The following is an 18,663-nucleotide window of genomic DNA, read 5'->3' as shown; positions in this document are numbered from 1 at the left end:
CGGCGTGGCCTTGGTGGACGGGTCTGCGTTCATGTGGGCTGGACGTGGCGGTGGAGGTGGGCCAGCAAGGCCAGGACCGTGCGTTTGTCGCCCACAAAGTTGAGCCGTTGGCTCACGACGACGCTGACGGGCAGGGCTTCGATGGTCTGGTGCATGGCGTGCAGCGCTGCGGCAAGCTGGCGGCGGTCCAAGGTTGCGGCGGCCTGGCGCACGCTGTCGGGCGCGAAGTCGAAGGCGTCCACCCCGCAGCAGCCTGCGTCGCACAGCGTCTCCAGCGCATTCCAGAGGTCGGATGCGCGCTGCAGGGCGTCGTCGATGGGCACGGCCGTGTGTTCGCGCCCCGACACGTCGAGGTGGGCGATCCAGGCGTCTTCGCCAATCTGGATGTCGTGGCGGTGGCTGTCGGTGCGCGGCATGGGCGGCATGGGCGGGTCTGAGGGGACGGTAGGTGGCGAGCAGGCTGGCCGGATGTCATGCGTTGGCCCAGCAGGGTGGCCTCACAGCGGCAGCGCCGGTGCACCCCAGTGGATTGATCCGCTGCCATGGAATCCATCATGACCATGCAACGGTTCAACCGCACGGGCACGCGGGGAGTATGGGTCACTTGGCCCTGTGTGGTGGCATCATAGCGACGCATGCGCGTCATCAAACGCTTGTCCCGCCTGGTGCCTGAGCGACTGCAGTCGCTGCTGCCGCATTTTCCGGTGCGCAACACCGCGCTCACGCTGTGGGAGCGCTTCAACCAGGATAGCCTGGCGCTCACGGCCAGCTCGCTCACCTTCACGACCATGCTGGGGCTGGTGCCGTTGCTGGCCGTCATGCTGGCCATCTTCACGGCGTTTCCGCTGTTTCGCGAGCTCGAGGTCGCGCTGGAGCGCTGGCTGGTGCACAACCTGGTGCCGCGCAGCATCTCGCAGTCCGTGCTCGACTACCTGACGCAGTTCGCCGCACAGGCGAACGAGTTGGGCCTGTTGGGCCTGGTGGGCCTGGTGTTCACCTCGCTGTCCATGATCTACACGATCGACCAGACGTTGAACGCCATCTGGCGGGTGCGCGAGTCGCGGCCCTGGGCGCAGCGCCTGCTGCTGTACTGGGCCGTGCTGTCGCTGGGGCCGGTGGCGGCTGGCGGCAGCGTGGCCATCACCTCGTTCCTGATGGCGGAAGCGCGCGGCTGGGTGAACGACGTCGCGCCGGGCATGGGCGTGCTGTTGAACACGGCCCAGGTGGCCTTGCTGATGCTGGGGCTGAGCCTGCTCTACAAGCTGGTGCCGAACACGCCGGTGCGCTGGTCGCATGCGCTGGCGGGCGGCCTGTTTGCCGCGGCTTGCCTCAGCCTGGGGCGCTGGGGCATCGGGCTGTACCTCAGCAACATCCCCACCTATTCGCTGATCTACGGGGCGTTTGCCACCTTGCCCATCTTGCTGGTCTGGGTCTACGTGGCCTGGCTCATCATCTTGCTGGGGGCGGTGGTGGCCGCCTACGCGCCCGCACTGATGGCCGGCGTGGCGCGGCGGCCCAGCACGGGCGGCTGGCAGTTCCAGGTGGCGTTGGAGGTGCTGCAGCTGCTGGCGCGCGCCCAGCGCGGCCCGGCCCGCGGCCGCAGCATGCCCTGGCTGGCGCGGCGCCTGCGGCTGGACGCGCAGCAGGTGCAGCCCGCGTTCGATGCGCTGCAGGCCATGGGCTGGGTGGGGCTGCTCGAAGAGCCCGAGCGCGACGACCCGCGCCTGGTGCTGCTGATCGACCCCGCGCAGACGCCGCTGGCGCCGCTGGTGACGCAGCTGCTGTTTGGTGACAACCCCAGCACGCACGCCTTGTGGCAGCGGCTGAACCTGGACGCGCCGCGCCTGGCCGACGCCTTGGGTGACGGCACCGTGGCGGCGGGCTTTCTGCCCCCGAGTGCCAACCTGCGCCAGGCCGCACACCGCGCGCGCCGGGGCGGGTGGCGTTGAGGCTGGCCGGGCAGGGCGGCGCAAGCCTGCTGCGCAGGATGAGGCATGGATGCCATGGGTATGGTGTTGATGTCGTTCATGCGCAATCGACAGGCCATGAATACTGCTCAAAAGACGATTCACCGCCGTCGCCACAGCGCGGCGCATCGCTTGAGCGCGAACACGGCCGACGCCGAGGTGCTGCGCGGGCTGGCGCCCCGGCTGGTTGCCATGCTGCGCTGGGCTGAAACCTCGTCGCCCGGCTTCACGGCGAGAACGCGGGCGACGAGGGCGGGGCCGGCATGGCGTTCGGCGCCGATCACGTGTTGGGCCTGCCGAACGACGCGGGCAACTCGCCGGCTGGGCGGGTGATCATCGGCGTGCGCTTTATGTCGCCGGCGATGTGCAGGATGGGTTGCTCTGCGACGTTTGGTCAAACGCATTGCAGATCAAGTTGTGGCAGTACGGTGTCGTTGCCGATGAGTCAAAAACGAATGCCCGCCGATACTGCCTGAGTGTGTGGCGTGAAGCCGCATCGCGCGTGAGGCCCTTCAGGGGTCATGCGGCGACCGGGCTTGGCGCCCCTGGGGTAGACCCGGGTAAAATCGCGTTTTTGGAGCTTTCACCCATGCGCCTCCTCGGCAAAGCGCTCACCTTTGACGACGTCCTCCTCGTCCCGGCCTACTCCGAAGTCCTGCCCAAGGACGCCTCTCTGGCCACCCAGTTCACCCGCAACATCCAGCTCAACATCCCGCTCGTGTCCGCCGCCATGGACACGGTGACGGAAGCGCGCCTGGCCATCGCCATTGCGCAAGAGGGTGGCATCGGCATCGTGCACAAGAACATGACCGCCAAAGAGCAGGCGGCCGAGGTCTCGCGCGTGAAGCGCTACGAGTCCGGCGTGGTGCGCGAGCCCGTGGTGGTCACGCCCCAGCAAACCGTGCTGGACGTGCTGCGCCTGTCGGAAGAGCTGGGCATCTCGGGCTTTCCCGTCATCGACGGCGGCCAGGTGGTCGGCATCGTGACCAGCCGCGACCTGCGCTTTGAGACGCGCTACGACCAGCCCGTGTCGGCCATCATGACGGCGCGCGACAAGCTCATCACCGTGAAGGAAGGCACGCCGGCCGCCGAAGCCAAGGCGCTGCTGAACAAGCACCGCCTGGAGCGTTTGCTGGTGGTGAACGACAAGTTCGAGCTGCGCGGCCTCATCACCGTGAAGGACCTGACCAAGCAGACCACCTTCCCCAATGCAGCGCGCGATGACTCGGGCCGGCTGCGCGTGGGCGCCGCCGTGGGCGTGGGCGAAGGCACCGAAGAGCGTGTGGAGCTGCTGGTGAAAGCCGGCGTCGACGCCATCGTGGTCGACACCGCGCACGGCCACAGCCGCGGCGTGATCGAGCGCGTGCGCTGGGTCAAGCAGAACTATCCGCAGGTGCAGGTGATCGGCGGCAACATCGCCACGGGCGATGCGGCGCGCGCGCTGGTTGAAGCCGGTGCCGACGCGGTCAAGGTCGGGATCGGCCCGGGCTCGATCTGCACCACGCGCATCGTGGCCGGTGTGGGCGTGCCGCAGATCATGGCCATCGACAACGTGGCCAAGGCGCTGCACGGCACCGGCGTGCCCCTGATCGCCGACGGCGGCATCCGCTTCTCGGGCGACATCGCCAAGGCCATCGCGGCCGGCGCCAGCACGGTGATGATGGGTGGCATGTTCGCCGGCACCGAAGAGGCGCCGGGCGAGGTCATCCTGTTCCAGGGCCGCAGCTACAAGAGCTACCGCGGCATGGGCTCCATCGGCGCCATGCAGCAAGGCAGCGCGGACCGCTACTTCCAGGAAAGCAGCACCGGCAACCCCAACGCCGACAAGCTGGTGCCCGAGGGCATCGAAGGCCGCGTGCCCTACAAGGGCTCGGTCGTCGCCATCATCTTCCAGATGGCGGGTGGCTTGCGGGCTTCGATGGGCTACTGCGGCTGCGCCACCATCGACGAGATGAAGAACAAGGCCGAGTTCGTCGAGATCACCAGTGCCGGCGTGCGCGAGTCGCACGTGCACGACGTGCAGATCACCAAGGAAGCGCCGAACTACCGCGCTGACTGAGTCCGTCAAAGGCAGTATGGCCTTGTTGCCGTTGGTTCATCAACGGCAACAAGGCCATACTCATTTCATTCACCGATTGCGGCAGGCCGCAGACTCGCCATGCAACACAACAAAATCCTCATCCTTGATTTCGGCTCCCAGGTCACGCAGCTGATCGCGCGTCGCGTGCGCGAATCCCATGTGTACTGCGAGGTGCACCCCTGCGACGTGAGCAGCGACTGGGTGCGCGAGTTCGCGGCCGATGGCCAGCTCAAGGGCGTGATCCTGTCGGGCAGCCACGCCAGCGTGTACGAGGTCGATGACCGTGCACCCGATGCCGTGTTCGAGCTGAACATCCCCGTGCTCGGCATCTGCTACGGCATGCAGACCATGGCCAGCCAGCTGGGCGGTCAGGTGCAGGGCTCGGACCACCGCGAATTCGGCTATGCCGAAGTGCGGGCCCACGGCCACACGCGTCTGCTGGACGGCATTGAAGACTTCAGCACGGCCGAAGGCCACGGCATGCTCAAGGTCTGGATGAGCCATGGCGACAAGGTGACCGAGCTGCCGCCCGGCTTCAAGCTGATGGCCAGCACCGGCAGCTGCCCGATCGCCGGCATGGCTGACGAGGCGCGTGGCTACTACGGCGTGCAGTTCCACCCCGAGGTGACGCACACCGTGCAGGGGGCGGCCATGCTGCAGCGCTTCGTGCGCGAGATCTGCGGCGCGAACCCCGACTGGATCATGAAGGACCACATCGAGGAAGCCGTGGCCAAGATCCGCGAGCAGGTGGGCGATGAAGAGGTCATCCTGGGGCTGTCGGGCGGCGTCGACTCGTCGGTGGCCGCGGCCTTGATCCACCGCGCGATCGGCGACCAGCTGACTTGCGTGTTCGTGGACCACGGCCTGCTGCGCCTCAACGAGGGCGACATGGTCATGGACATGTTCGAAGGCAAGCTGCACGCCAAAGTGATCCGCGTCGACGCCAGCGATCTGTTCCTCGGCAAGCTGGCCGGCGTCAGCGACCCCGAAGCCAAGCGCAAGATCATCGGCGGCGAGTTCGTCACCGTGTTCAAGCAAGAGGCTGCCAAGCTGAAGGCGGGCGGCAACGGCGTGAAGGGCGCGACCTTCCTGGCCCAGGGCACCATCTACCCGGACGTGATCGAGTCCGGCGGTGCCAAGAGCAAGAAGGCCGTCACGATCAAGAGCCACCACAACGTCGGTGGCCTGCCCGAGCAGCTGGGCCTCAAGCTGCTGGAGCCGCTGCGCGACCTGTTCAAGGACGAGGTACGCGAACTGGGCGTGGCCCTGGGCCTGCCGCCCGAGATGGTCTACCGCCACCCGTTCCCCGGTCCGGGTTTGGGCGTGCGCATCCTGGGCGAGGTGAAGAAGGAGTATGCCGACCTGCTGCGCCGTGCCGACGACATCTTCATCCAGGAACTGCGCAACTTCCGCGACGAAGCCACGGGCAAGACCTGGTACGACCTCACCAGCCAGGCCTTCACCGTGTTCCTGCCGGTCAAGAGCGTGGGCGTGATGGGCGACGGCCGCACCTACGACTACGTGGTCGCGCTGCGCGCCGTGCAGACCAGCGACTTCATGACGGCCGACTGGGCCGAACTGCCCTATGCGCTGCTCAAAAAAGTGTCCAGTCGGATCATCAACGAGGTACGCGGCATCAACCGCGTGACCTACGACGTGAGCAGCAAACCGCCGGCGACGATCGAGTGGGAGTGAAATTGGGTCCTTCGGGGGACCCTCGCCAGCTATCGATTAAGCCATCGTAACCTCTTGATTTAAAAGAAGATAAGTCACGATTATCGATGGCTATCGCCAACGCGCCGCCAGTTCAAGGCCTGCCCGCCCCTTGCGTTTGTCTGTGGACCGAGCGTATGCCTGCGCCGCATCGACACCGTGGTCGTTTTCGACCTGATTCGCAAGCACGGAGTCACGCACTACTGCGGCGCCCCTATCGTGCTGCCATGCTGGGCGATGCACCCATGCCGCAGCGCGAGGGCATCCAGCACCGCGTGAGCGGGCCTGATCGCCGGCGCTGCATCGCCGGTCGCCGTGTTCGAACGCCGACGCAGAACTCGCCAAGGCGGAGAAATTCAAACCTACGCTTGGACACTGGGCCCATCAGCGCGGTTTGATGAGTTTGAGTGCCATCCAGGCAACTCGGAAAATCATGCTCACGGATGGCGTGTTGGGCGGCAGTATGCATGGATTGCCGTTTCCTAACCATCGGTGATGACGCCATACTCCATGGCCGAAAGTGGCAAGTGCCCATGGGGCCATCTTGGCGTTTCGCGAGTAGGCCGACGATGCTGGCACGCCCGCCGTTTCAACGTGTGGCCCGCAACGCAGCGGGCTTTGTTCTACACCGGCGAAGCAGGGGCTGCCAGCCCATCGAAGGTGGTGCTGCACACCCAGTCGACGATTTGCGCATGCGTGTACTGGCCGGACTCCTTGAGCAGGGCCACCACGGGATCGCATGCGCGCGCGAACAGCGTGTAGAGCACCAGTTCGGCGGGGAGGGCGGCCTGCAGCTGGCCACTGGTCTGCGCCTCGGCGATCCAGATGCTGAGCCGGTTGCTCAGGGCGATCAGCCGGTCCATGTAGGCGTCGTTGGATTGCAGCGAGGCGCTGAGGGTGGAGTTCTGCGCCGGCAATGAGGGCATTTCGCCTTCTAGCTGCGTCTGCATGGCCCAGCGGGTGACGGCCTTCAGCTGGTCCAGCGCACGTGTGGGTGTGCCTGTTTCGGCTGCCTGATTGGCCGCCTCGCGCAGGCCGTCCACAAAGGCGAGGGCGCGGTCCAGCACGCCGACCATGGCGGCCCCCGCCAGTTCTTCCTTGGAGGTGAAGAGCTTGTACAGGCTGGCCTTGGCCATGCCGGCCTCGGCGGCCACCTCGTCCACCGTCATCGCGTCGTAGCCCTTGGTCGCCAGCAGCCGGTTGACGGCGGCCACGATGGCCTGCTCGCGCACGCGCTGTATCTGTTCTTTGATGGAGCGACTTGTCATGGGGGTGATTTTAGACCTCTGGGGTTAGGGTCGATACCACGTAGTCCGTATTGAGTATGATCTGTATATAATTTGAACTCATCAGTTCACATACTGATCTTCTTCGTATAGATGTGCTGACTCCTTCAGGAAAGGCTCTCCCATGTGTCGCATTGCTGTCATCGGGTCGGGGATTGCGGGTCTGTCGGCCGCTCGGTGCCTGGCCACGGCCCCAGGTCAGCATGTCGTGACACTGCTGGAGGCTGGGGCGCATTTCGGCGGCCATGCCAACACCGTCGACCTGACGCTGGACGGTGTGAGCCAGGGCGTGGACACCGGCTTTTTGGTGTTCAACCACCGCACCTATCCGCTGCTGACGAGCTTGTTCCAGGACCTGCAGGTGGTGACGGCGGAAGCCGAGATGTCGTTTTCCGTGCAGGTGCCCCATGCCGATGGCGGGGCTGGGCTGGAGTGGAGCGGCAGCTCGCTGAACGGCGTGTTCGCGCAGCGGCGCAACCTGCTGCGGCCGCGCTTTGTGGGCATGCTGGCGGACATCGTGCGCTTCAACCGCCTGGCCACGCGCCTGGCCGAGGCGGGGAGCGACGCGGCGCTGCACAGTGACATCGGCGGCTTCCTCGACGCGCACGGGTTCGGCGCCTCCTTTCGGCAGGACTACCTGTTGCCCATGATGGGCTGCATCTGGTCCTGCCCCACCGATCAGATGCTGCGTTTTCCGGTAGCCACGCTGATCCGCTTTTGCCACAACCACGGTCTGATCCAGATCACCCACCGGCCGCAATGGCACACGGTGCGCGGCGGTTCGCGCCACTATGTGCGGCGCCTGGTGGCCGCGCTGCAGCACGGTGGCCATGAGGCGCGCCTGAACGCGCCCGTGCTGGGCCTGCGCCGCACGGCGCATGGCGTGCTGCTGCAACTGGCCCATGGCACGGAGCAGTTCGATGCCGTGGTGCTGGCCTGCCACAGCGACCAGGCGTTGCGACTGCTGGGCAACGACGCCACGCCGCAGGAGCGCAGCGTGCTGGGCGCCATCCGCTACCAGGCCAACGAGGCTGTGCTGCACACCGATGCCCGCGTGTTGCCACGCCGCCAGGCCGCCTGGGCGGCCTGGAACTACGAGCGCGCGGCCGATCGCAGGCAGGATCAGGCCGGGGTCTGCCTGCATTACCTGCTCAATCGCCTGCAGCCGCTGCCCTGGCAGCAGCCGGTGGTGGTGTCGCTGAACCCGGTGCGCGCCATCGACGACCGCCAGGTTCATGCGCGCATCGCCTACAGCCACCCGGTGTTCGACCTGGCGGCCATCGAGGCCCAGGCCAGGGTGGGGGACTTGCAGGGGGTGCGCCGGACCTGGTTCTGCGGCGCCTGGTGCGGCTACGGGTTCCATGAAGATGGCTTGCGCGCCGGCGTGGAGGCGGCGGAGGGCCTGCTGAATGCCTTGCCGAGCTTGGCTCAACGCCCCGCCCTCAAGGGGGCCGCATGAACGCACGGCCGCTGATCGGGTTTGGTCAGGTCTGGCACCGCCGGCTGCGGCCGGTCGAGCACGCCTTCCGCTACCCCGGCTACTTCCTCATGCTGCCCATGCGCAGCCTGCGCGCGCAGCCTCAGGCCGTGCTCAGGCGCAACCGGTGGGGCTGGATCAGCTTCCACGACCGCGACCATGGCGAGGGCGGGGCCGATGCGCTGGCCTGGTTCGAACAGCTGCTGCGCGGCGAGGGCATTGACGACGCCGATGGCGAAGTCTGGCTGCACACCTTCCCGCGCGTGCTGGGCTACGTGTTCAAGCCGGTGAGCTTCTGGTATGCCCACCGCGCCGATGGCTCGCTGGCCGCCGTGCTGGCCGAGGTCAACAACACCTTTGGCGAACGCCACGCCTACCTGCTGGCCGGGCCCGACCTGGCCTGGGGCCGCGAGCAGATTGCATGCAAGCAGTTCCATGTCTCGCCGTTTTGCGAGGTGCGGGGCGAGTACCGCTTCCGCTTCGAGCGGGGCGAGGACCGCACCCTGGCCCGCGTGGACCTGCACGACGAGCATGGCCCGCTGTTGCAGACCGGCGTGGCCGGCGTGCTGCACCCGCTGGGGGCCGCCACCGTGCGCCGTGCCTTCTTCGGCATGCCGCTGATGACGCTCGGAGTCGTCGCCCGCATTCACTGGCAGGCGCTGCGCCTTTGGGCCAAGCGCGTGCCGTTCCATGGCAAACCCTCAGAGCCCAAGCACTTCGTCACACGATGAACACCACCGCCGCACCCCTGCTGAGCCCCGCCACCGCTGCGCCGCCCCGCATGCCTGCGCCTGCGCGCCGCGTGCTGAACCTGCTGGAACGCCTGCCGCATGGACAGCTGGATCTGCAGCTGCCCGGCGGCCCGCAGCGGCACCTGCCGCGCCAGCAGGCCGGCCCTGCCGACGCGCGCTGCGTGCTGCACCACTGGCAGGCGCTCGAGCGCGCCTGGAAAGCTGGTGACATCGGCCTGGCCGAGGGCTACATCGCCGGTGAGTGGGACAGCCCGGACCTGGCCGCGCTGCTGCGGCTGTGCATGGTCAACCGCGACCACATGCACCGCCTGATTTACGGCAGCTGGTGGGGCCGGCTGGGCTACCGGCTGCGTCACCTGCTGCAACGCAACAGCCGGGCCGGCAGCGCCAGGAACATCCACGCCCATTACGACCTGGGCAACGATTTCTACCGCCTGTGGCTGGACCCCGGCATGAGTTACAGCGCAGCCTGGTTCGAGGGGCGCACTGGCGCCTCGCTGCGCCACGCCGACCTGCAGCAGGCTCAGCAGGCCAAGTTCAGACGCGCCCTGGACGAGGTGCAGCTGCAGTTCGGCCAGCGCCTGCTGGAGATCGGCTGCGGCTGGGGCGGGCTGGCTGAAACCGCCGCCCGGTCGTTTGGCGCCCGGGTGACGGGGGTGACGCTGTCGCGCGAGCAGCTGGCCTGGGGCCAGCGCCGCATGCAGCAGGCCGGCCTGGCCGATGCCGTGGACCTGCGTTACCAGGACTACCGCGACCTGCCTGCGCTGTACGCGGGTCAGCCGTTCGACGCCATCGTCTCCATCGAGATGTTCGAGGCGGTGGGGCGCGAATACTGGCGCGGCTACTTCGAGATGCTGCGCGACTGCCTCAAGCCGGGCGGCTTGGCCTGCATACAGACCATCACGCTGCGCGAAGACCTGTTCGCGCGTTACCTGCGGTCCACCGATTTCATCCAGCAGTACATCTTCCCGGGCGGGCTGCTGCCCAGCATTCCGGCCTTCGAGCAAGAGGCGCGCCGCGCCGGCCTGGTGGTGGAGGGGCGCATGGCCTTCGGGCGCGACTATGCCGAGACGCTGCGGCGCTGGCACCAGGCGTTCAACGACCGCCTCGAAGCCGTGCGCAGCCTGGGGTTCGACGAGCGCTTCGTGCGCACCTGGACCTTCTACCTCGCCTACTGCGAGGCCGCGTTCGATACTGGCAACACCGATGTCGTGCAGTTCACGCTGCGCAAGCCCGTGCCATGACCGCCCCGCAACCCTGTGCGCGTCGCCAAGCCCTGGCCTGGGGCGTGGCCTGCGTCCTCACCCCAACCCTGATCGCCATGCCCAACGCCCTTCACGCCGCGCCATCCACCCCAGCCCCGCCCGCCGAACTGCGCAGCGCTTTGCCGGCTGCGCGCCTGGTGGGCACGGGCGTGCTGCGCTTTTTCGGTCTGCGCGTCTACGAGGGGCGGCTGTGGGCCGGCCCCGAGTTCCAGCCCGAAGCCTATGAGCGCCACCCGTTTGCGCTGGAATTGGTCTACGACCGCAAGCTGGAGGGCCTGGCCATTGCCGAGCGCTCCATCGCCGAAATGCGCCGGGTGGGCAGCTTCACCGACGCACAGAGCCGGCAATGGCTAACGCTGATGAAGCAGGCCTTCCCGGATGTGCAGGCGCAGGACCGCCTGCTGGGCCTGCACGACGGCCAGGGCGAGGTGCGCTTCTTCCACAACGGCCAACAGACGGCGCAGCTGCGCGATGCCGAGTACACGCGCCTGTTCTTCGGCATCTGGCTGTCGCCCCAGACCTCGGCGCCCGCCATGCGCACCTCGCTGCTGGGCCTGGGCTGACCGCATCCGAATTGGCCATGAGCCCGCACGCTGCCCCCGTTCACACGCTGCCCTGGCGCACCGGGCTGGCCTATGGCGGGCTGGCCGCGCCGCTGGCTTTCGTCTCGCTGCCGCTGTATGTGAACCTGCCTTACCACTACGCCAGCGTCGCGGGTGCGCCGCTGGCGGGGTTGGGGGCCGTGCTGCTGGCCACGCGCGCGTTCGACGCCGTGGTGGACCCCGCCATCGGCCGCCTGGCCGACCGGCTGCTGCGCCGCGGTGTGCGCCCCGCCTGGGGGGCCGCTGCGCTGGGCAGCCTGATCATGGCGCTGGGCTTTGGCGCGCTGTGGCATCCGCCGGCGAAGGGCGACGCTGCCCTGTTGGGGTGGCTGGCCTGCAGCCTGCTGGTGTGCACGCTGGCCTACAGCTTCGTCACCATCGTGCACCAGGCCTGGGGCACGCGTTGGGGCGGCGAGCCGGGCTGGCGGGCGCGCGTGACCGCATGGCGCGAGGGCGCCGCGCTGGCCGGGGTGCTGCTGGCCAGCGCACTGCCGGTCTGGCTGGGCCTGAATGCGACCACTGCCGTGCTGACCTTGGGCCTGGTGCTGGGATTGGCAGGGCTGTATCGGCTCAAAGCGATTGTCGTGACATCGGTGGTGCCGGGTACTGCCAACACCGTTTCGCCATGGTCGAACGCCGGCTTTCGGCGGCTGCTGGCTGTCTTCATGCTCAATGGCGTGGCCGCGGCGATCGCCGCCACCCTGTTGCCTTTCTTCGTCGCCGACCAGCTGCAGATGCCCAAGCTGCAGCCGGTGCTGCTGCTGTGCTATTTCGGCGCCGCCGTGCTGGGCTTGCCGCTGTGGGTGAAGGCCGTGGCCCGGTGGGGCCTGGCGCCGAGCTGGCGGGTGGGCATGCTGGCGAGCGTGCTGGCCTTCGGCTTCACGCCCTGGCTGGGCGCGGGCGACGGCATGGTGTTTGCCGTGATCTGCCTGGCCAGCGGGCTGGCCCTGGGGGCGGACCTGGCCCTGCCGGGCGCGCTGCTCACGGGCGTGATTCACGAAGCCGGCGAGGGCGGCCGCGGCGAAGGGCTTTACCTGGGCTGGTGGACCTGCGCCAGCAAGCTGAACCTGGCCCTGGCCGCGGGCCTGGCCTTGCCCTTGCTGGCCGTCGCCGGCTACCGCAGCGGCGCGGGCGACCCCACCAGCCTGCAGGCACTGGCCTGGGCCTATGGCGGCCTGCCTTGCCTGTTCAAGCTGGCGGCGGCTGCGCTGCTTTGGCGCGCCGAGCGCCTGCATTCGTCCTGGAGGCAACCATGAGCCCCGTGTCCTTGTCCCGTTCCATGTCTCTGCTGCGCCGCGCGGCGCTGGGGGTGACGGCCGCGTTGTCGCTGGCGGGCTGCGCCGGCCCCTCGATCCAGGACTACGCCCAGGAGCAGCCCCGGCTGGACCTGCGCCAGTACTTCAACGGCCCCTTGACCGCGCACGGCATGTTCACCGACCGCTCGGGCCAGGTGGTCAAGCGCTTCACCGTGCGCATGACCGGCAGCTGGCAGGGCAACGAGGGCACGCTGGACGAGCATTTCGTCTACAGCGATGGCAGCACGCAGCAGCGTGTCTGGCACATCCGGCATCTGGGCGATGGCCGCTACAGCGGCCGGGCCGATGACGTGGTGGGCGAGGCGCAGGGCGAGAGTGCGGGCAACGCCATCCGCTGGCGGTATGTGCTGGCCCTGCCCGTGAACGGCCGGGTCTGGAACGTCCACATGGACGACTGGATGTTCCTCATGGACGAGCGCATCCTGCTCAACCGCACGGCCATGAGCAAGTTCGGCCTGCACCTGGGCGACGTCACGCTGGCCTTCGTCAAGGAGTGATGGCCATGCCGCTGCGCTCGCGCGGGTTGAACCCGCCGTTGGTCGATTGGCGGGGCCGCTCGGCGTGGGTTCTGGGGGCCTCCTCGGGCATCGGGCGCGCCACGGCCGAGGCCCTGCAGGCACAGGGCGCACGCGTGGTGGTTTCGGCGCGCCATGAGGATGCGCTGCGCGAGGTGGTGCGTGGCCGCGAGGGCTGCCTGGCCCTGCCATTGGACGTGACCGATGGCCCCGCCGTGGCTGCGGCCGCCCGGGCGGTGCAGGCCCATATGGGCCGGGCGCCGGACCTGGTGCTCTACTGCGCGGGCCATTACCAGCCGCTGCGGGCCACGCAGTTCGACCTGGCCGAAATGCAGCGCCACCTGGCCGTGAACTACGGCGGCGCGCTGCACCTGCTGGACGCCGTGCTGCCCATGCTGCTGGCCGCTGGCCAAGGCCATCTGGCGCTGGTCGGCTCGGTGGCCGGCTACCGCGGCCTGCCCATGTCCCTGGCCTACGGTCCCACCAAGGCGGCCCTCAACAACCTGGCGGAAAACCTCTACCTGGACCTGCACGGCCTGGGCCTGGGCGTGTCCATCATCAACCCGGGGTTTGTCGAGACGCCGCTGACGGCGCAGAACCCCTTCCGCATGCCGGCCCTCATCGGGGCCGACGAGGCGGCCCGCCACATCCTGCAAGGCTGGGCCCAGGGCCGCTTCGAGATGAATTTCCCGCGCCGCTTCACGCGCTGGGTGCGGTTGCTGCGCTGCCTGCCCGACGCCTGGTATTTCTCGGCCGTCCGCCGCATCACTGGAGTCTGAAACCGATGAGGAGTGCCATCTCCGATCCCCGATTGATCCGCCTGGCCCACGCCTACGAGGTGTTGAGGCCCGACAACCTGGCCACGCTGCTGGCCTTGTATGGCGAGCACGCCCTGTTCAAGGACCCGTTCAACGAGGTGCATGGCCGGGCGCCCATCGAGCGCGTGTTTGCCCACATGTTTGAACAACTCGACCAACCGCGGTTCGCCGTCCACCAGGGCGTGGCCCAGGGCAACGACGCCTTCCTGCTGTGGGAGCTGCGGTTCCAGCGCCAGTCCGGTCGGCCCATGACCATCTGCGGCACCAGCTACCTGCAGTTCGATGCCGAGGGCCTGGTCGCCGTGCACCGGGACTTCTGGGATCCCCTGGATGAAATTTTCACCAAGCTGCCCGTGCTGGGGGCGGCAACCCGCTGGGTGCAGCGGCGCTTGAGCAGCGCCGCCGCGGCTTAGCGGCGCCGATGCGTGGTGGGCAGCTGCCGCGCGTCGCCCCGGCGATTCCGTGGGCGGGACGCGCGCCTGCCGAGGCGGGCAGTGGTGCAGGACGCCTCCGCGCATTGGCGTTTCGGCGTTTCGCTCAGGATGTGCCCGCAGGCTTTGGAAGGTGATTGGCAGTATGCATGCTTTTCCGTTTTTCAATCAACGGGAAGGTGTGCATACTGCTACCAAACTTGAAAATGCCGACACCCAGGCCTGCGTCAAGACGGGGGAAGACCGGCGCGCAGCCGCGCTTGTCCTGCAGCGCCCTCTGTGGGGAGTCAGGCCCTGACGCCCTGCTGCGCCAATGAAGCGCCCGCGCAAAGTTCGGTCGCTGCGTGTCACCCGATCAAATGCCGACGTGATGCCGGATCCGGTGATGCCGTGCCCAACTTCGCGGCCTCAGCTGGGGCCCTCATGAGCACTCCTGACGGCGAACCGACAGGACTCGCTCTGCCGAAGGCGTTGCGCTGCACGTTCTGCCACAACGCACGGCGGCGGCTCGCTCAGGCCAGGTAGCGGCGCAACCAGGCCAGGGTGCGGTCCCAGGCCAGTGTGGCGGCGGCCTGGTCGTAGCGCGGGGTGGAGTCGTTGTGGAAGCCGTGGTGGGTGCCGGGGTAGATGTGCGCTTCGTACGTTTTTCCGGCGGCTTTCAGGGCCGTTTCGTAGGCTGGCCAGGTGGCATTGACGTTGGGGTCCGTCTCGGCGAAGTGCAGCAGCAGCGGCGCCCGGATGCGGGCCACGTCTTCGGGCTTGGCCTGGCGGCCGTAGAAGGGCACGGCCGCGGCAAGCTCGGGGTAGGCCACCGCGGCCGCGTTCGACACGCCGCCGCCATAGCAAAACCCCGTGATGCCGACCTTGCCGGTGGTGAGCGCGCTGGCTTTGAGGTGATCGATGGCGGCAAAGAAGTCGTTCATCAGCTTCTGCGGATCGACCTGCTGCTGCAGCGTGCGGCCTTGTTCGTCGTTGCCGGGGTAGCCGCCCAGCGAGCTGAGGCCATCGGGGGCCAGGGCCACGAAGCCAGCCTTGGCGACGCGGCGCGCCACGTCTTCGATGTAGGGGTTGAGGCCGCGGTTCTCGTGCACCACCACCACGCCCGCCAGCTTGCCGCTGGCCTTGGCCGGGCGCACCAAGTAGCCGCGCACGTCGCCGTGGCCGTTGGGCGAGCGGTAGCGGATGTACTCGGCCACGATGTCGGGGTCGGTGAAGCTGACCTGCTGGGCCAACGCGTAGTCCGGACTGAGCGATGCCAGGATGCCCGCGGCGGTGAGGCCCCCCACGGCGTAGGTCGACGCCCGGTCGAGGAAGTCGCGGCGGCTGAGGCGCCCGTGCACATAGCCGTCGTAGAGTTCGAGCAGTTCGGGGTGGAAGTCCTGGGCTGTCAATCGGCGCATGAAGGTGCTCCTGAAACGGGGAAGGACCGGCGCGGCGACCACGCGGTGAACACAGCCGGGCGTTTTGATTCTAGGGACGGTGGGCGACATGGGCGAGCGCGCGGGCTTGCTGTCCAGGCCGCGCCCTGCGTGCGCCCGGGTGGGCGGCTGCGGCCTCGCCACGTCGGACTGGCGCTGTTGGGGGCTGCGCGGCAGACCTGACGCACTGCGCCACGCTTGTGCCATAGGCGGGTAGTATGCAGCAATACCCGTTGTTTTTCAAACGGGCGTGCGGTCATACTCCCATTCTTTGGGCTTGACGATGCGCTCAACGGCCGTGCGTTGCAGTGAGCATGGCCAGCGGCGCTCAGCTGACCTGGTGCTTTTCCAGCTTGCGCGCCAGGGTGCGCCGGTGCATGCCCAGGCGGCGCGCGGTTTCCGAGATGTTGAACCCGGTTTCGGCCAGGGTCTGGTGGATGCGCTCCCACTCCAGCGTCTTGATCGACGAGGTGCGGTTGGTCAGTTGCACGTCGGTGCTGCCTTCGGTGCGGCCGAACGCGGCTTCGATGTCGTCGGTGTTCGAGGGCTTGGCCAGGTAATGGCAGGCGCCGAGCTTGATCGCCTCGACCGCCGTGGCGATGCTGGCAAATCCCGTGAGCACGACGATCAGCATGTCGGCGTGGTGTTCGTGCAGGATCTGCACGCATTGCAGGCCCGAGGCCTCGCCGTTGAGCTTCAGGTCCACCACGGCGTGCGTGGGCCGGTAGTAGGCCAGCTCGGCCTGCAGGGCTTCGGCGCTGGCGGCCAGGCGCACCTGGTAGCCGCGGCGCTCGAACGAGCGGGCCAGCGTGCGCGCAAAAGCCGCGTCGTCTTCCACGATCATCAAGCGACGCTCGTCGACGGGGCCCTGTGGCGGGCCGTCATGGGTGGGGACTTCAGGACTCATGGGGTGCATCATGCGCATCGAGCGCAATCGCTGCCAGCGGCAGGGTGATTTGGACCAGGGCGCCGCCCTGGGTGAGGTTGCGCGCCTCCAGGGTGCCGCCCAGGTTGTGCACCACGTTGCGCACGAGGAACAGGCCCAGGCCACGTCCTGGCTGGCCCTTGGTGGACTGGTAGGGCGTGCCCAGGCGCTCCAGCACCTGCGGGGCGAAGCCAGGCCCCTGATCGCGCACGGCCAGCACCAGGTCGTCGCCACTGCGCTCCGCACTCAGCCAGACGATGTGGGGCGAGGCTTCGTGGGCGTTGTCCAGCACGTTGCCCATCATCTGCTTGAGCGCAGAGTCCGACACCATGGGCAGGTCGGCGCCGAAGCGGTTGTCGTAGACCAGGCGGTTGTCCGGGCGGCGCTGGCGCCAGTCGGCCACCACCTCGTCCAGGAACACGCAGACCGTGGTGCGGCGCGAGGACTCGCCGCGCGCCTCGCCAGCCGAATGCAGGATGCCGGTGACGATGGACTTGCACCGGGCCACCTGCTCCTGCATGTCGGTCACGTCCTGGATGAGGTCGGCATCGGCCTGGATCTGCGACAGGTGGCGCCAGTCGCCCAGGATGACGGCCAGCGTGGACAGCGGCGTGCCCAACTCGTGCGCGGCGCCCGTCGCCAGCAGGCCCATGCGCACGATGTGGTCCTGTTCCAGCACGCGGCGCTGGGCCTGGATGAGCAGTTGATCGCGCTCGCGCAGGTTGGCCTCGATGCGCACGATGAAGAACACCACCAGCGCCGCGATGAGGCCGAAGCACACCAGCACCGCCGCCACATAGGGGTTGGACAAGCCGTCGCGTGGGTCGTTGGGCAGCGGCAGCGGGTGGGCCAGCCGGGCCAGGCCGCCCACGCACAGGCCGGTGATCAGCACCACGATCCAGGCGCCCCAGCGCGGCAGCAGCACGGCGGCCAGCATGACCTGCAGGAGGTACAGGAACACGAAGGGATTGGCCGCGCCCCCCACCAGGTGCAGCTCGGCCGTCAGCGCCGCCACATCCACGAGCAGGGCCGCGAGCAGCTCGCCGTTGGTCACGCGGATGGGCGCCTTGAGGCGCAGCATGCTGAGCACGTTGAACAGCACCAGCAGCCAGACCACGAACAGCAGTTGCTCGATGGGGATGGTGATGCCGAACCCGAAGTGCACCACCAGGATGGTGAACAGCTGCCCGAACACCGCCAGCCAGCGCAGCTGCACCAGCTGCTGCAGGTTCTTGATCTGGGTGCTGTGGTCGATGCCCGAGGAGGTCAGCGGCGGCTTGCCGGCCCGCGTGCCGAACGTTGCCGAAGCGGTGGATGCGGTCCGCACACGCGTGTCGGCCAGCGGTGCGCCACCCCCGGGGTCAGCGGGCATCGTCGAAATCGTCGGGCGCGGGGCCACGGCGATCCTGGCGCCAGACATAGAAGGATGCGCCCAGCACCATCAAGGCCAGGGTGTACCAGGTGAAGATGTAGGCGAGGTGGTTGTTGGCAAAGCGGATCACCGTGAGGCCGCCGACGGGCCACTCGCCGGGTTTGGCGCTGGCGTTGGCGGCGGCGTCGATGAAGTAGGGCGCCACCGCATCGCCGGGCAGGCCGCGGGCCGCCGTCATCGCGGCCACATCGCGCGAGAACCAGCGCTGCGCCTGGGCGTCGTTGTGGCGCAGAAAGCCGCCTTTGGGTTCGGTCACGCGCATCAGCCCTTGCACGGTGACCAGGCCGCTGGGCTGGGTCATGGGCGTGCCCATCTCGCGGGCCGGCGGCACAAACCCGCGGTTGACCCACAGCCACCAGCCGGCTTCGGTTTTCAGGGGGGTCAGCACCCAGAAACCGGCCCCCAGCGTGCTGGAGGCCTGCACCTGCAGCTGGTGGTCAAAGTCGAACTGCCCTTTGACCTGAACCGGCTGGTACTCGAACTGCTGGGGCACCAGCGCCGGCCAGGCGGTGGGACCGGGTGCGGCCGTGGGGGCGGCGTGAACGCGGGCGTCCACCCGGGCGATCAGGTCCTGCTTCCAGAAGTAGCGCTGCACCTGCCAGTTGCCCAGGCAGATGAAGAGGACGAACAGGCTGACCGCCGCCAGGGGCAGGAAACGCCGCATGC

At 68.2% G+C, this 18,663-nt stretch carries 18 protein-coding genes; 12 read left to right on the top strand and 6 right to left on the bottom strand.

All coding sequences use genetic code 11. The annotated features are described in order from the left end of the window. Positions 1–29: 29 nt before the first annotated feature. The gene (locus CCO03_RS10865; protein ID WP_087280967.1) at positions 30–416 is read right to left on the bottom strand and encodes a DUF6331 family protein; all 387 of its coding nucleotides are present in this window, start codon (positions 414–416) and stop codon (positions 30–32) included. A 219-nt stretch (positions 417–635) separates the two neighbouring features. Between CCO03_RS10865 and CCO03_RS10860 the strand changes: the two genes are divergently transcribed. The 4 genes from CCO03_RS10860 to guaA all read left to right on the top strand — a co-directional run bounded on the left by CCO03_RS10860 (position 636) and on the right by guaA (position 5,742). Next, the gene (locus CCO03_RS10860; protein ID WP_087280965.1) at positions 636–1,949 is read left to right on the top strand and encodes a YihY family inner membrane protein; all 1,314 of its coding nucleotides are present in this window, start codon (positions 636–638) and stop codon (positions 1,947–1,949) included. 45 nt (positions 1,950–1,994) lie between these two features. Further along, the gene (locus tag CCO03_RS19765; protein ID WP_157667638.1) at positions 1,995–2,300 is read left to right on the top strand and encodes a hypothetical protein; all 306 of its coding nucleotides are present in this window, start codon (positions 1,995–1,997) and stop codon (positions 2,298–2,300) included. Positions 2,301–2,556: 256 nt separating this feature from the next. After that, the gene (guaB, locus tag CCO03_RS10855) at positions 2,557–4,026 is read left to right on the top strand and encodes an IMP dehydrogenase (RefSeq protein ID WP_087280962.1); all 1,470 of its coding nucleotides are present in this window, start codon (positions 2,557–2,559) and stop codon (positions 4,024–4,026) included. A gap of 99 nt (positions 4,027–4,125) precedes the next feature. Further along, entirely contained in the window at positions 4,126–5,742 is a 1,617-nt protein-coding gene (gene guaA, locus CCO03_RS10850; RefSeq protein ID WP_087280960.1) for a glutamine-hydrolyzing GMP synthase, read from the top strand. Between the two features lie 641 nt (positions 5,743–6,383). On the opposite strand, the gene CCO03_RS10845 is transcribed toward guaA, so the two are convergent. Continuing rightward, positions 6,384–7,028: a TetR/AcrR family transcriptional regulator gene (locus tag CCO03_RS10845; RefSeq protein WP_087280958.1), complete on the bottom strand. Its 645-nt coding sequence runs from the start codon at positions 7,026–7,028 to the stop codon at positions 6,384–6,386. Positions 7,029–7,170: 142 nt separating this feature from the next. On the opposite strand from CCO03_RS10845, the gene CCO03_RS10840 reads away from it, so the two are divergent. Genes CCO03_RS10840 through CCO03_RS10805 form a run of 8 tightly spaced genes read left to right on the top strand, consistent with a single transcriptional unit; the run spans position 7,171 to position 14,204 of the window. Further along, positions 7,171–8,505 (top strand): NAD(P)/FAD-dependent oxidoreductase, encoded by a 1,335-nt coding sequence (locus CCO03_RS10840; RefSeq protein WP_087280956.1) that lies wholly within the window; start codon positions 7,171–7,173, stop codon positions 8,503–8,505. Continuing rightward, a complete protein-coding gene (locus CCO03_RS10835; RefSeq protein ID WP_087280954.1) occupies positions 8,502–9,254 on the top strand; it encodes a DUF1365 domain-containing protein in 753 nt (250 codons plus the stop codon). The genes CCO03_RS10840 and CCO03_RS10835 overlap by 4 nt, the downstream gene beginning before the upstream one ends. Further along, positions 9,251–10,519 carry an SAM-dependent methyltransferase gene (locus tag CCO03_RS10830; protein ID WP_087280952.1) on the top strand — a complete coding sequence of 423 codons (1,269 nt, stop codon included), beginning with the start codon at positions 9,251–9,253 and terminating at the stop codon, positions 10,517–10,519. The genes CCO03_RS10835 and CCO03_RS10830 overlap by 4 nt, the downstream gene beginning before the upstream one ends. Further along, positions 10,516–11,103: a hypothetical protein gene (locus CCO03_RS10825; RefSeq protein ID WP_087280950.1), complete on the top strand. Its 588-nt coding sequence runs from the start codon at positions 10,516–10,518 to the stop codon at positions 11,101–11,103. Before CCO03_RS10830 ends, CCO03_RS10825 begins: the two co-directional genes overlap by 4 nt. Positions 11,104–11,120: 17 nt before the next feature. Beyond that, complete coding sequence (locus CCO03_RS10820; protein ID WP_205690289.1) at positions 11,121–12,398, top strand: MFS transporter; 1,278 nt, start codon at positions 11,121–11,123, stop codon at positions 12,396–12,398. Then, the gene (locus CCO03_RS10815; protein WP_087280946.1) at positions 12,395–12,955 is read left to right on the top strand and encodes a DUF3833 domain-containing protein; all 561 of its coding nucleotides are present in this window, start codon (positions 12,395–12,397) and stop codon (positions 12,953–12,955) included. The genes CCO03_RS10820 and CCO03_RS10815 overlap by 4 nt, the downstream gene beginning before the upstream one ends. A 5-nt stretch (positions 12,956–12,960) precedes the next feature. Continuing rightward, entirely contained in the window at positions 12,961–13,752 is a 792-nt protein-coding gene (locus CCO03_RS10810) for an SDR family NAD(P)-dependent oxidoreductase (RefSeq protein ID WP_087284550.1), read from the top strand. Positions 13,753–13,757: 5 nt separating this feature from the next. Further along, entirely contained in the window at positions 13,758–14,204 is a 447-nt protein-coding gene (locus CCO03_RS10805; protein WP_087280944.1) for a nuclear transport factor 2 family protein, read from the top strand. Between the two features lie 530 nt (positions 14,205–14,734). Here the strand turns inward: CCO03_RS10805 and yghX are convergent. From yghX to CCO03_RS10785, 4 genes are all read right to left on the bottom strand, one after another. Continuing rightward, complete coding sequence (gene yghX, locus CCO03_RS10800) at positions 14,735–15,622, bottom strand: YghX family hydrolase (RefSeq protein WP_087280942.1); 888 nt, start codon at positions 15,620–15,622, stop codon at positions 14,735–14,737. A 346-nt stretch (positions 15,623–15,968) separates the two neighbouring features. Further along, positions 15,969–16,547 (bottom strand): response regulator transcription factor, encoded by a 579-nt coding sequence (locus tag CCO03_RS10795; RefSeq protein ID WP_087280940.1) that lies wholly within the window; start codon positions 16,545–16,547, stop codon positions 15,969–15,971. Next, positions 16,537–17,937 (bottom strand): ATP-binding protein, encoded by a 1,401-nt coding sequence (locus tag CCO03_RS10790; protein WP_087280938.1) that lies wholly within the window; start codon positions 17,935–17,937, stop codon positions 16,537–16,539. The genes CCO03_RS10795 and CCO03_RS10790 overlap by 11 nt, the downstream gene beginning before the upstream one ends. Continuing rightward, complete coding sequence (locus CCO03_RS10785; protein WP_087280936.1) at positions 17,927–18,661, bottom strand: SURF1 family protein; 735 nt, start codon at positions 18,659–18,661, stop codon at positions 17,927–17,929. Before CCO03_RS10785 ends, CCO03_RS10790 begins: the two co-directional genes overlap by 11 nt. Positions 18,662–18,663 lie beyond the last annotated feature (2 nt).

The sequence above is a fragment of the Comamonas serinivorans genome, assembly GCF_002158865.1.
Classification (GTDB): domain Bacteria; phylum Pseudomonadota; class Gammaproteobacteria; order Burkholderiales; family Burkholderiaceae_C; genus Comamonas_E; species Comamonas_E serinivorans.
This window is presented reverse-complemented; position numbering and strand designations above follow the sequence as displayed.

Coding starts and splice junctions, on each gene's coding strand:
- CCO03_RS10865 (WP_087280967.1), bottom strand. CDS start 416: ATGCCGCGCACCGACAGCCACCGCCACGACATCCAGATTGGCGAAGAC.
- CCO03_RS10860 (WP_087280965.1), top strand. CDS start 636: ATGCGCGTCATCAAACGCTTGTCCCGCCTGGTGCCTGAGCGACTGCAG.
- CCO03_RS19765 (WP_157667638.1), top strand. CDS start 1,995: ATGGATGCCATGGGTATGGTGTTGATGTCGTTCATGCGCAATCGACAG.
- guaB (WP_087280962.1), top strand. CDS start 2,557: ATGCGCCTCCTCGGCAAAGCGCTCACCTTTGACGACGTCCTCCTCGTC.
- guaA (WP_087280960.1), top strand. CDS start 4,126: ATGCAACACAACAAAATCCTCATCCTTGATTTCGGCTCCCAGGTCACG.
- CCO03_RS10845 (WP_087280958.1), bottom strand. CDS start 7,028: ATGACAAGTCGCTCCATCAAAGAACAGATACAGCGCGTGCGCGAGCAG.
- CCO03_RS10840 (WP_087280956.1), top strand. CDS start 7,171: ATGTGTCGCATTGCTGTCATCGGGTCGGGGATTGCGGGTCTGTCGGCC.
- CCO03_RS10835 (WP_087280954.1), top strand. CDS start 8,502: ATGAACGCACGGCCGCTGATCGGGTTTGGTCAGGTCTGGCACCGCCGG.
- CCO03_RS10830 (WP_087280952.1), top strand. CDS start 9,251: ATGAACACCACCGCCGCACCCCTGCTGAGCCCCGCCACCGCTGCGCCG.
- CCO03_RS10825 (WP_087280950.1), top strand. CDS start 10,516: ATGACCGCCCCGCAACCCTGTGCGCGTCGCCAAGCCCTGGCCTGGGGC.
- CCO03_RS10820 (WP_205690289.1), top strand. CDS start 11,121: ATGAGCCCGCACGCTGCCCCCGTTCACACGCTGCCCTGGCGCACCGGG.
- CCO03_RS10815 (WP_087280946.1), top strand. CDS start 12,395: ATGAGCCCCGTGTCCTTGTCCCGTTCCATGTCTCTGCTGCGCCGCGCG.
- CCO03_RS10810 (WP_087284550.1), top strand. CDS start 12,961: ATGCCGCTGCGCTCGCGCGGGTTGAACCCGCCGTTGGTCGATTGGCGG.
- CCO03_RS10805 (WP_087280944.1), top strand. CDS start 13,758: ATGAGGAGTGCCATCTCCGATCCCCGATTGATCCGCCTGGCCCACGCC.
- yghX (WP_087280942.1), bottom strand. CDS start 15,622: ATGCGCCGATTGACAGCCCAGGACTTCCACCCCGAACTGCTCGAACTC.
- CCO03_RS10795 (WP_087280940.1), bottom strand. CDS start 16,547: ATGAGTCCTGAAGTCCCCACCCATGACGGCCCGCCACAGGGCCCCGTC.
- CCO03_RS10790 (WP_087280938.1), bottom strand. CDS start 17,937: ATGCCCGCTGACCCCGGGGGTGGCGCACCGCTGGCCGACACGCGTGTG.
- CCO03_RS10785 (WP_087280936.1), bottom strand. CDS start 18,661: ATGCGGCGTTTCCTGCCCCTGGCGGCGGTCAGCCTGTTCGTCCTCTTC.